The organism is Bradyrhizobium sp. Kon58 (genome assembly GCF_055807455.1).
This window is the reverse complement of the sequence record NZ_JBVVOT010000710.1, coordinates 1-229: the sequence shown is the minus strand read 5'-3', so window position 1 is coordinate 229 and position 229 is coordinate 1. Positions and strand designations below refer to the sequence as shown.

Genomic DNA, 229 nt, shown 5'->3' with positions numbered 1-229 from the left:
CCTACTGAATTTGCTGAAAAACCAGGGTCAAGTCGAAGAGTTCGACGCCATCCGTATTGGACTGGCATCGCCTGAGATGATCCGTTCGTGGTCGTTCGGTGAAGTTAAAAAGCCGGAAACCATCAACTACCGTACGTTCAAACCTGAGCGTGACGGCCTGTTCTGCGCCAAGATCTTTGGCCCGGTTAAGGATTACGAGTGCCTGTGCGGTAAGTACAAGCGCTTGAAG

General features: G+C 51.5%; 1 protein-coding gene. It reads left to right on the top strand.

Annotated elements, in window-relative coordinates; genetic code table 11:
• Positions 1 to 76: 76 nt before the first annotated feature.
• A partial coding sequence (locus AC0L20_RS42040; protein WP_473295999.1) for a hypothetical protein occupies positions 77 to 229 on the top strand: 153 nt, incomplete at its 3' end.